Source organism: Neisseria mucosa (genome assembly GCF_013267835.1).
Taxonomy (GTDB): Bacteria; Pseudomonadota; Gammaproteobacteria; order Burkholderiales; family Neisseriaceae; genus Neisseria.
The window spans coordinates 33842-47165 of record NZ_CP053939.1; the positions used below are offsets into that span (position 1 = coordinate 33842).

A 13324-nucleotide genomic window follows, 5' to 3' on the forward strand; every position below is an offset into this window, starting at 1 on the left:
GACTTGTCAATGGAATACAACATTACGCTTATTAATAGAAACATGACTGGAGAACTTTTGATGATTGGTTTTTCTGGTTGAAAGCCGTGATTTTATTTAGAAATTAAAGATAATCGGTTTATATTTTCGACTAGCGGATATTTGGTAAGTATGAAATACTATTTCACTTCGAGATAGTAAAAGACCTAAATTTCGTCTTAAAGTGACAATAAACGTCAGCTCGAAGCAAGCATTTTGCAAGGAAATCCTCCGCAATAGATTTTTTAAAGTAGCGTCATGCTCACGCCTGCGCTTTTATCCATCATAAAAAGAGAAAGACACACTAATGAATAAGATATTTAAAGTCGTTTGGAACCGTACGATTCAATCTTTCGTCGTAACGTCCGAATTAGCCAAAGGTCGTGTGAAATCGTCCGCAGAACAAAACAGTACAGATGTATCTGCCGAATCCGGTAAAAATGGTATTGCGACAGTTTTTAGATTGACAGTGATTTCGGCAGCTCTTTTGGGTGCAGGTAATTCGTATGCGGCAACTGCAGCACGAGGAAAAATTGAATTTGATGCTGCAACCAGTGCGACTGCGGTTAGTGGTGCAACAGCGACCGGTATTGGTGCTCTGTCAGTAGGAGCATCAGCCAATGCTACGGCTAATGGTGCAGTTGCGGTAGGTACGAGTGCAAATGCAACACATAATAACAGCCTTGCTGTTGGTACAAATGCCAAGGCTACTCAAAATCATGCCGTTGCGATGGGAGCAGATACAAGTGCAAGTAGTTCAAATGCAACAGCGATAGGTAAAAGTGCCAATGCTGTTTCTGCAGATTCAACAGCATTGGGTGCAGATTCCAAAGCAAATGGTACGCAAGCGACAGCGGTAGGTAAGAATGCTCTTGCCAATAATACGAGCACAACAGCATTGGGTAATTCGGCGCAAGCATTTGGTATAGGCTCAATGGCTTTGGGCCAATCCAGCACATCAAGAGGTCAAGACGGCATTGCAATTGGCAGCGGCAGTCAGGCTGCAGCCAATGCGCAAAATGCCATTGCAATCGGTACCAATGCGGTGGGTTATCAAAGTGAGTCTATCGCCATAGGTAATTCAGCCCAAGCTCAAGCTGGAAATACCATTGCCATCGGTAAAAATGCAGTGGCAAATTCTCCAGCTTCGGGTAGTGCGCCATCAAGTGCTATTGCACTTGGTGCAGACGCGAATGCAACCGGATTTGGTACGATTGCTATTGGACGTGCATCTGAGGTTCTCTCCCAAAATAGTATGAATGTGAATGTAACGCACAATAATATTGCTATTGGTAATACGGCTCGAGTAGGCGATTCAAGTAGTTCTAAGATAACTCAGTCTATTGCTATTGGTTCAGGTAACCGTGTTGATCCACAGGGCAGACCTGAGGGTGCGTGGGCAAAGGGAGACCAATCTATTGCGGTTGGCGGCAATGTCTTGGCTAATGGTAATTCATCTGTTGCTATTGGTGGTGATGATTTAGATGCGGTAGGTGGTACTCGATATTCTGGCAATGCAACGGATAAATTCATCAAATATAATGAAAAAGGTGCAAAGACCGGTGAATATACGCTGAGCGGTAAAAGTCTGCGTGATATTTATAAAGAGATGACTGGTGATACGATGAATTACGGTTCTTATGGTAATACTATTGCCGGTCAAGGTTCTGTTGCGCTGGGTGTGCAAGCTAATTCATCTGCCGATTTGTCTTTGGCCATCGGTACCAAGTCTCAGGCTACTGCTTTTGGCGGTGTAGCTTTGGGTACAGGAGCAAAGGCAACTTTGCTGAACTCTGTGGCTTTGGGTACGGCTTCTAAAACTGATAAAGAAGGTAAGGCATACGTTCAACGCGAAATCATGGGCGTGACCTACACTTGGGCAGGCGGTGCAACTACCGATGCCGGTGATGTTGTGTCTGTCGGTTCTAAAGGCTATGAACGCCAAATCATTAATGTATCCCCCGGCGATATTTCTGCTACTTCTACTGATGCCATCAACGGCTCTCAACTTTATGGTGTATTGAGTGCAATTGAGCGTGTCCGTTATTTTTCTGTTAAATCAGAAGAAGGTAAAACTGACGGTACGAAAAACTGGAACAATGACGGCGCAAAAGCAACCAATTCAATTGCTATCGGACCAAATGCGGCAACAAGTACAGGTGCGACGGGTAGTGTTTCTTTGGGTCATAATGCCAACGTACTTGGTTCGTCTTCTGTTGCTGTTGGTCCAAATGCAACGGTAACTTCTGGAACTGTTGGCGCTGTTGCCTTAGGCTCTAATGCCAATTCCCGCGGTACAGGTTCTATCGCCATAGGTTTGAATACAGAAAATAATTACAATTACTCTGTAGTCGTCGGTGCTCACAGTAGAGCCAATTACGAAAATGCAACCGTTGTCGGTGCAAGGGCAGCGGCACAAAATAACGGTACGGCAATGGGCTATTTGTCCAATGCAGTCGGTGATGATTCTGTTGCAATCGGTCATCAGGCGCAGACAACGCAAGCTTATTCTATCGCCATTGGTAAGCAGGCAAACAGTTCAGGCCTTTATTCCACCGCTATTGGTTCCTCAGCCCAAGCTGCCGGGCAGAATAGTTTTGCCGGCGGTAATAATGCAAAAGCGACTGGAAGCGATTCAGTTGCTTTGGGTAGTGGCGCGACGACTACGATCGGTAGCTCTGTTGCATTGGGTAATGGTGCTGTTGGCACTGCCAATAATTTTGATGCAACAGCTAAAAATGCAACATTCAAAAACGATAGCGGTGCGGTAACCAACGTCAGCTATGCAGCTTCTTCATCCGCTAAAACAGGCGCAGTTTCTGTAGGCAGCGTAGGCAATGAACGCCAAATTCACAATGTTGCCGCAGGCCGTATTTCCGCCACTTCGACCGATGCGGTCAATGGTAGCCAGCTGTACACCGTTATGAACAATGTTGGACACAATATCCAACAAAACGGTACAGACAAATCTCGTATCAATAACAACGGTACAGTCAACTACGCCGATGGCAACTTGACGACCGTTGCAATCACCGATGGCGAGAATACATCAAAAGTTCAAATCAACGTCACTCAAGGCTCATTGTCTGTCGATAATAATGGCACAGTGTCCGCACCGACTGCCGGTGTAGCGACTGCCGGCGATGTAGCTAATGCCATCAATAATGCCAAAACCACAACCAAGGTGGAGGCAGGCAGTAACGCGCACGTTAATAAAACAACTTCAGGCAAAGAAACCACTTATACCGTCAGCGCAGATAAAGCAACGGTACAAGTTTCCAATGCTTTGAATTTGACCTCCAATGCTACAACCGCAGCCGATGGTGCAGTAACAACTGATTACAGTATCGATCTCGCTCAAAGTACTAAAGATAATATCCAAAAAGGTGTGGATGCCAAAACCACCGTTGACACCAAAGGCCTGACCTTCAACGGCGACAGCGGCAGCACCAATATCGAAAAACTCGGCTCCACCGTGACCGTTGCCGGCGACGACAACATCACCACCGAAGCCCAAGACGATAAAGTGACCGTTAAGCTGAACAAAGACCTGGTGGTGGACAGCGTCAAAGCCGGTGACACCACCGTTAACAACGACGGTGTGAAAGTAGGCGACGATGTTGCATTGACCCAAGACGGCGTTAAAGCAGGCGATGTCAAACTGACCAAAGACGGTTTGAACAACGCCGGCAACAAAGTGACCAACGTAGCCGCCGGTACCGAAGATACCGACGCTGTTAACTACGGTCAGCTGAAAGAAACCAACGCCAATGTGGCCAAAGGTCTGAACATTGCTGCCGACAACGGTAACGACGACAACGTCCAACTGGGCGAAACCGTTGCTTACCGCAGCAGCGACAAAAACATCGTGACCACCGTGTCTGACAACCAGATTGACTTCAAACTGGCCAAAGACATCACCGTCGACAGCGTTACCGCAGGCGACAGCAAACTGAATTCAGACGGCCTCACCATTACCGGTGGCCCAAGTGTGACCAAAGCAGGCATCGATGCCGCCGGCAACAAGATCACCAACGTTGCCCCGGGTACCGATGACACCGACGCCGTCAACTACAGCCAGCTGAAACAGCAAAGCGCCGCCGCCCGTACCGAAGTTGCCGCCGGTACCAACATCAAAGACGTGGTGAAAACTACCGGCGCCAACGGCCAAGACGTTTACACCGTCAATGCCAAAGGCACGATTGCGAGCGCCGGTTCGAGCAAAGTGACCGTTACCGCCGCTGCTGCAGACGCGAACAACGTGACCGACTACAGCATCGACTTGGCACAAGACACCAAAGACGACATCCAAAAAGGTGTGGATGCCAAAACCACCGTTAACACCAAAGGTCTGACCTTCAACGGCGACAGCGGCAGCACCAATGTCGAAAAACTCGGCTCCACCGTGACCGTTGCCGGCGACGACAACATCACCACCGAAGCCCAAGACGATAAAGTGACTGTCAAGCTGAACAAAGACCTGGTAGTAGACAGTGTCAAAGCCGGTGACACCACCGTTAACAACGACGGTGTGAAAGTAGGCGACGATGTTGCATTGACCCAAGACGGCGTTAAAGCAGGCGATGTCAAACTGACCAAAGACGGTTTGAACAACGCCGGCAACAAAGTGACCAACGTAGCCGCCGGTACCGAAGATACCGACGCTGTTAACTACGGTCAGCTGAAAGAAACCAACGCCAATGTGGCCAAAGGTCTGAACATTGCTGCCGACAACGGTAACGACGACAACGTCCAACTGGGCGAAACCGTTGCTTACCGCAGCAGCGACAAAAACATCGTGACCACCGTGTCTGACAACCAGATTGACTTCAAACTGGCCAAAGACATCACCGTCGACAGCGTTACCGCAGGCGACAGCAAACTGAATTCAGACGGCCTCACCATTACCGGTGGCCCAAGTGTGACCAAAGCAGGCATCGATGCCGCCGGCAACAAGATCACCAACGTTGCCCCGGGTACCGATGACACCGACGCCGTCAACTACAGCCAGCTGAAACAGCAAAGCGCCGCCGCCCGTACCGAGGTTGCAGCCGGCACCAACATCAAAGACGTGGTTAAAACGACCGGAGCCAACGGCCAAGACATCTACACCGTCAACGCCAAAGGCACGACTGCGAGCGCAGGTTCCGACAAAGTGACCGTCACTGCTTCAGCAGCAGACGCGAACAACGTGACCGACTACAGCATCGACTTGGCACAAGACACCAAAGACGACATCCAAAAAGGTGTGGATGCCAAAACCACCGTTGACAACAAAGGCCTGACCTTCAACGGCGACAGCGGCAGCACCAATATCGAAAAACTCGGCTCCACCGTGACCGTTGCCGGCGACGACAACATCACCACCGAAGCCCAAGACGATAAAGTGACTGTCAAGCTGAACAAAGACCTGGTAGTAGACAGTGTCAAAGCCGGTGACACCACCGTTAACAACGACGGTGTGAAAGTAGGCGACGATGTTGCATTGACCCAAGACGGCGTTAAAGCAGGCGATGTCAAACTGACCAAAGACGGTTTGAACAACGCCGGCAACAAAGTGACCAACGTAGCCGCCGGTACCGAAGATACCGACGCTGTTAACTACGGTCAGCTGAAAGAAACCAACGCCAATGTGGCCAAAGGTCTGAACATTGCTGCCGACAACGGTAACGACGACAACGTCCAACTGGGCGAAACCGTTGCTTACCGCAGCAGCGACAAAAACATCGTGACCACCGTGTCTGACAACCAGATTGACTTCAAACTGGCCAAAGACATTACCGTCGACAGCGTTACCGCAGGCGACAGCAAATTGAATTCAGACGGCCTCACCATCACAGGCGGCCCGAGTGTGACCAAGTCCGGCATCAATGCCGCCGGCAACAAGATCACCAACGTAGCCGCCGGTACCGATGACACCGACGCCGTCAACTACAGCCAGCTGAAACAGCAAAGCGCCGCCGCCCGTACCGAGGTTGCAGCCGGTACCAACATCAAAGACGTGGTTAAAACGACCGGCGCCAACGGCCAAGACGTTTACACCGTCAACGCCAAAGGTACCACTGCGAGCGCAGGTTCGAACAAAGTGACCGTCACTGCTTCAGCAGCAGACGCGAACAACGTGACCGACTACAGCATCGACTTGGCACAAGACACCAAAGACGACATCCAAAAAGGTGTGGATGCCAAAACCACCGTTGACACCAAAGGCCTGACCTTCAACGGCGACAGCGGCAGCACCAATGTCGAAAAACTCGGTTCTACCGTGACCGTTGCCGGCGACGACAACATCACGACTGAAGCCCAAGACGATAAAGTGACCGTTAAGCTGAACAAAGACCTGGTGGTGGACAGCGTCAAAGCCGGCGACACTACCGTTAACAACGACGGTGTGAAAGTCGCAGGCGGTCCTAGCCTGACCAAGTCCGGTATCGATGCCGCCGGTAACAAAGTGACCAACGTGGCCGACGGCGACCTCAATGCCAACAGCAAAGACGCCGTTAATGGCAGCCAACTGTTTGCGACCAACCAAGCTGAAACTGGCCAAAGACATCACCGTTGACAGCGTTACCGCAGGCGACAGTAAACTGAATTCAGACGGCCTCACCATCACAGGCGGCCCGAGTGTGACCAAGTCCGGCATCAATGCCGCCGGCAACAAGATCACCAACGTAGCCGCCGGTACCGATGACACCGACGCCGTCAACTACAGCCAGCTGAAACAGCAAAGCGCCGCCGCCCGTACCGAGGTTGCAGCCGGTACCAACATCAAAGACGTGGTTAAAACGACCGGCGCCAACGGCCAAGACGTTTACACCGTCAACGCCAAAGGTACCACTGCGAGCGCAGGTTCGAACAAAGTGACCGTCACTGCTTCAGCAGCAGACGCGAACAACGTGACCGACTACAGCATCGACTTGGCACAAGACACCAAAGACGACATCCAAAAAGGTGTGGATGCCAAAACCACCGTTGACACCAAAGGCCTGACCTTCAACGGCGACAGCGGCAGCACCAATGTCGAAAAACTCGGTTCTACCGTGACCGTTGCCGGCGACGACAACATCACGACTGAAGCCCAAGACGATAAAGTGACCGTTAAGCTGAACAAAGACCTGGTAGTAGACAGCGTCAAAGCCGGCGACACTACCGTTAACAACGACGGTGTGAAAGTCGCAGGCGGTCCTAGCCTGACCAAGTCCGGTATCGATGCCGCCGGTAACAAAGTGACCAACGTGGCCGACGGCGACCTCAATGCCAACAGCAAAGACGCCGTCAATGGCAGCCAACTGTTTGCGACCAACCAAAACGTCGCCAACAACGCCGCCAACATCGCCAAAGGCATCAACTTCGGCGGTACCACCGGCAGCAACAACTACGCATTGGGCGACACCATCAATGTCAAAGGCGACAGCAACATCATCAGCGAAACCGTAGCCGGTGGTGCACAGCTGAAACTGGCCAAAGACATCACCGTTGACAGCGTTACCGCAGGCGACAGCAAACTGAATACAGACGGCCTCACCATTACCGGTGGTCCGAGTGTGACCAAGTCAGGCATCAATGCCGCCGGCAACAAGATTACCAACGTTGCCCCAGGTACCGATGACGCCGACGCGGTCAACTACAGCCAGCTGAAACAACAAAGCGCCGCTGCCCGTACCGAAGTTGCCGCCGGTACCAACATCAAAGACGTGGTGAAAACTACCGGCGCCAACGGCCAAGACGTTTACACCGTCAATGCCAAAGGCACGATTGCGAGCGCCGGTTCGAGCAAAGTGACCGTTACCGCCGCTGCTGCAGACGCGAACAACGTGACCGACTACAGCATCGACTTGGCACAAGACACCAAAGACGACATCCAAAAAGGTGTGGATGCCAAAACCACCGTTAACACCAAAGGTCTGACCTTCAACGGCGACAGCGGCAGCACCAATGTCGAAAAACTCGGCTCCACCGTGACCGTTGCCGGCGACGACAACATCACCACCGAAGCCCAAGACGATAAAGTGACTGTCAAGCTGAACAAAGACCTGGTAGTAGACAGTGTCAAAGCCGGTGACACCACCGTTAACAACGACGGTGTGAAAGTAGGCGACGATGTTGCATTGACCCAAGACGGCGTTAAAGCAGGCGATGTCAAACTGACCAAAGACGGTTTGAACAACGCCGGCAACAAAGTGACCAACGTAGCCGCCGGTACCGAAGATACCGACGCTGTTAACTACGGTCAGCTGAAAGAAACCAACGCCAATGTGGCCAAAGGTCTGAACATTGCTGCCGACAACGGTAACGACGACAACGTCCAACTGGGCGAAACCGTTGCTTACCGCAGCAGCGACAAAAACATCGTGACCACCGTGTCTGACAACCAGATTGACTTCAAACTGGCCAAAGACATCACCGTCGACAGCGTTACCGCAGGCGACAGCAAACTGAATTCAGACGGCCTCACCATTACCGGTGGCCCAAGTGTGACCAAAGCAGGCATCGATGCCGCCGGCAACAAGATCACCAACGTTGCCCCGGGTACCGATGACACCGACGCCGTCAACTACAGCCAGCTGAAACAGCAAAGCGCCGCCGCCCGTACCGAGGTTGCAGCCGGCACCAACATCAAAGACGTGGTTAAAACGACCGGAGCCAACGGCCAAGACATCTACACCGTCAACGCCAAAGGCACGACTGCGAGCGCAGGTTCCGACAAAGTGACCGTCACTGCTTCAGCAGCAGACGCGAACAACGTGACCGACTACAGCATCGACTTGGCACAAGACACCAAAGACGACATCCAAAAAGGTGTGGATGCCAAAACCACCGTTGACAACAAAGGCCTGACCTTCAACGGCGACAGCGGCAGCACCAATATCGAAAAACTCGGCTCCACCGTGACCGTTGCCGGCGACGACAACATCACCACCGAAGCCCAAGACGATAAAGTGACTGTCAAGCTGAACAAAGACCTGGTAGTAGACAGTGTCAAAGCCGGTGACACCACCGTTAACAACGACGGTGTGAAAGTAGGCGACGATGTTGCATTGACCCAAGACGGCGTTAAAGCAGGCGATGTCAAACTGACCAAAGACGGTTTGAACAACGCCGGCAACAAAGTGACCAACGTAGCCGCCGGTACCGAAGATACCGACGCTGTTAACTACGGTCAGCTGAAAGAAACCAACGCCAATGTGGCCAAAGGTCTGAACATTGCTGCCGACAACGGTAACGACGACAACGTCCAACTGGGCGAAACCGTTGCTTACCGCAGCAGCGACAAAAACATCGTGACCACCGTGTCTGACAACCAGATTGACTTCAAACTGGCCAAAGACATTACCGTCGACAGCGTTACCGCAGGCGACAGCAAATTGAATTCAGACGGCCTCACCATCACAGGCGGCCCGAGTGTGACCAAGTCCGGCATCAATGCCGCCGGCAACAAGATCACCAACGTAGCCGCCGGTACCGATGACACCGACGCCGTCAACTACAGCCAGCTGAAACAGCAAAGCGCCGCCGCCCGTACCGAGGTTGCAGCCGGTACCAACATCAAAGACGTGGTTAAAACGACCGGCGCCAACGGCCAAGACGTTTACACCGTCAACGCCAAAGGTACCACTGCGAGCGCAGGTTCGAACAAAGTGACCGTCACTGCTTCAGCAGCAGACGCGAACAACGTGACCGACTACAGCATCGACTTGGCACAAGACACCAAAGACGACATCCAAAAAGGTGTGGATGCCAAAACCACCGTTGACACCAAAGGCCTGACCTTCAACGGCGACAGCGGCAGCACCAATGTCGAAAAACTCGGTTCTACCGTGACCGTTGCCGGCGACGACAACATCACGACTGAAGCCCAAGACGATAAAGTGACCGTTAAGCTGAACAAAGACCTGGTGGTGGACAGCGTCAAAGCCGGCGACACTACCGTTAACAACGACGGTGTGAAAGTCGCAGGCGGTCCTAGCCTGACCAAGTCCGGTATCGATGCCGCCGGTAACAAAGTGACCAACGTGGCCGCCGGTACCGACGATACCGACGCCGTCAACTACGGTCAGCTGAAAGAGACCAACGCCAATATCGCCAAAGGTCTGAACATTGCCGCCGACAACGGTAACGACGACAACGTCCAACTGGGCGAAACCGTTGCCTACCGCAGCAGCGACAAAAACATCGTCACCACCGTGTCCGACAACCAGATTGACTTCAAACTGGCCAAAGACATTACCGTCGACAGCGTCACCGCAGGCGACAGCAAACTGAATTCAGACGGCCTCACCATTACAGGCGGCCCGAGTGTGACCAAGTCCGGCATCAATGCCGCCGGCAACAAGATCACCAACGTAGCCGCCGGTACCGACGACACCGACGCCGTCAACTACAGCCAGCTGAAACAGCAAAGCGCCGCCGCCCGTACCGAAGTTGCCGCCGGCACCAACATCAAAGACGTGGTGAAAACGACCGGCGCCAACGGCCAAGACGTTTACACCGTCAACGCCAAAGGCACCACTGCGAGCGCCGGTTCGAACAAAGTGACCGTCACTGCTTCAGCAGCAGACGCGAACAACGTGACCGACTACAGCATCGACTTGGCGCAAGACACCAAAGACGACATCCAAAAAGGCGTAGACGCCAAAACCACCGTTGACACCAAAGGCCTGACCTTCAACGGCGACAGCGGCAGCACCAATATCGAAAAACTCGGTTCCACCGTGACCGTTGCCGGCGACGACAACATCACCACCGAAGCCCAAGGCGATACCGTTACCGTCAAGCTGAACAAAGACCTGGTGGTAGACAGCGTCAAAGCCGGCGACACCACCGTTAACAACGACGGTGTGAAAGTAGGCGACGATGTCGCATTGACCCAAGACGGCGTTAAAGCGGGCGACGTCAAACTGACCAAAGACGGATTGAACAACGCCGGCAACAAAGTGACCAACGTGGCCGACGGCGACCTCAATGCCAACAGCAAAGACGCCGTCAACGGCAGCCAACTGTTTGCGACCAACCAAAACGTCGCCAACAACGCCGCCAATATCGCCAAAGGCATCAACTTCGGCGGTACCACCGGCAGCAACAACTACGCATTGGGCGACACCATCAATGTCAAAGGCGACAGCAACATCATCAGCGAAACCGTAGCCGGTGGTGCACAGCTGAAACTGGCCGATGTATTGAATGTTGGTCAAGCGGCTCCAGTGAAAATCGATGGCGACAAAGGCGAAGTCAGCGGCTTGAGCAATACGACTTTGGGTGGCAGCGATTTTGCCCAAGGCAAACGTGCGGCGACCGAAGAGCAGCTGAATGCAGCCCAAGATCAGTTGGTGAATGTATTGGGTGGCAATGCGGCCAATAACGGCGGCAACATCAGCATGACCGATATTGGCGGTACGGGTGAGAACAACATCCACGATGCGATCAAAGCCGTTAATGCAACTGCCAATCTGCCTTTGAATTTCGGCGGCGACAGCGGCAAAGACGTTGAACGCAAACCGGGTACGAAGCTGAATATTGTCGGCGGTCAAACCGATGCAGCCAAACTTTCAGACGGCAATATCGGCGTTGTAGCGAATGGCTCTGATAAGTTGGAAGTCAAATTGGCTAAAGACTTGGCAGTTGACAGCGTCAAAGCCGGCGATACCACAGTCAATACTGACGGCGTGAAAGTTGGCGATGTCAACCTGACTAAAGCCGGCTTGAACAATGGCGGCAATAAGATTACCAACGTTGCGGCCGGTACCGATGATACTGATGCAGTGAACGTTGCTCAGTTGAACAAAGCTGCGGCTGCGGCTAAGACTGAAGTCGTTCAAGGCGATAACATTGTTGTTACTCAGGATGTCGGCGCCAATGGCCAAACCATTTACAAAGTGGCTACCGATAAAAACCTGAAAGTCGACAGCGTTACCGCAGGCGATACCGTGATGAATAATGACGGTGTGAAAGTTGGCGATGATGTTGCATTGAACAAAGACGGCTTGAAAGCAGGCGATGTGAACCTGACCAAAGCTGGCTTGAACAACGGCGGCAATAAGATTACCAACGTTGCGGCCGGTACGGATGACACCGATGCAGTCAATGTTTCCCAACTGAAACAAGCTGCTGCTGCGTCTAAGACTGAAGTTGTTCAAGGTAAGAACATTGTTGTGACTCAGAAAACAGGCGATAAGGGTCAAACTGTTTACGAGGTGGCAACCGATAAAGACTTGGATGTTGACAGCGTGAAAGCTGGCGATACCGCAGTCAATACTGACGGTGTGAAAGTGGGTGACGATGTTGCATTGAACAAAGACGGCTTGAAAGCAGGCAAGGTAAACCTGACGAAAGACGGCTTGGACAATGCGGGCAACAAAGTAACCAACGTAGCGGATGGCGATCTCAATGCGAACAGCAAAGACGCCGTCAACGGCAGCCAGTTGTACGCAACCAACCAAAACGTAGCCAACAATGCTGCGACTATCGCCAAAGGCATCAACTTCGGCGGCACGACCGGCAGCAACAACTACGCGTTGGGTTCTACCATCAACGTTAAAGGCGACAGCAACATCATCAGCGAAACCGTAGCCGGTGGCGCTCAACTGAAGTTGGCTGACGAGATTAACGTGAAGACAGTGAATGCCGATACATTCAAAGCAGGCGATACTGTGATGAATAACGACGGCGTGAAAGTCGGCGATAAAGTTGCGTTGAACAAAGACGGTCTGACTGCAGGTAATACCGTGGTCAACAACGATGGCGTAACCATCGCTGCACCGACTGAAAACAATCCAAACAACCAAGTCAAATTGTCTCCTGTCGGTCTGAACAACGGCGGCCAACGCATTATCAATGTGGCTCCGGGTAAAGACGGTACAGACGCGGCAAACGTGAACCAGTTGATTGGTTTGGGTACCGAGTTGCAGAACAACATCAACCAAGTAGGTAAGAAAGCCTACGCAGGTGTGGCCGGTGCGATTGCCCAAGGCTCGATTCCGCAAGTAACCCGTCCGGGTGCGACCGGTATCGGTGTCGGCAGCGGCTACTACGGCGGTCAGTCTGCCATGGCCATCGGCGTGTCTGCGATGAGCGACGGCGGCAACTGGATTGTCAAAGGCAACTTCTCGGCCAATACCGACGGTCATGTCGGTGTCGGTGCCGGTGCGCTGTATCAGTGGTAAGTTGGCAATGACAGGCAACTAGATTTGCTGCCTGAATAGGGAGGCCGTCTGAAATTTTAGGTTTCAGACGGCCTTTTTTTCTGAAAACACTTGAATTTGGGCTATCTGAAACGATATGCTTCATCTATTTACCGCATAACCCCGAA

The 13324-nt window shown here is 52.3% G+C and carries 2 protein-coding genes; both read left to right on the forward strand.

Features of this window, described 5'->3' with window-relative positions:
- Positions 1–325 precede the first annotated feature (325 nt).
- On the forward strand, positions 326–6580 hold the full coding sequence (locus FOC66_RS00185; RefSeq protein WP_172884814.1) for an ESPR-type extended signal peptide-containing protein: 6255 nt from the start codon (positions 326–328) through the stop codon (positions 6578–6580).
- Positions 6522–13178 carry a YadA-like family protein gene (locus tag FOC66_RS00190; protein ID WP_172884815.1) on the forward strand — a complete coding sequence of 2219 codons (6657 nt, stop codon included), beginning with the start codon at positions 6522–6524 and terminating at the stop codon, positions 13176–13178. Before FOC66_RS00185 ends, FOC66_RS00190 begins: the two co-directional genes overlap by 59 nt.
- Positions 13179–13324 lie beyond the last annotated feature (146 nt).

Coding starts and splice junctions, on each gene's coding strand:
- FOC66_RS00185 (WP_172884814.1), top strand. CDS start 326: ATGAATAAGATATTTAAAGTCGTTTGGAACCGTACGATTCAATCTTTC.
- FOC66_RS00190 (WP_172884815.1), top strand. CDS start 6,522: ATGGCAGCCAACTGTTTGCGACCAACCAAGCTGAAACTGGCCAAAGAC.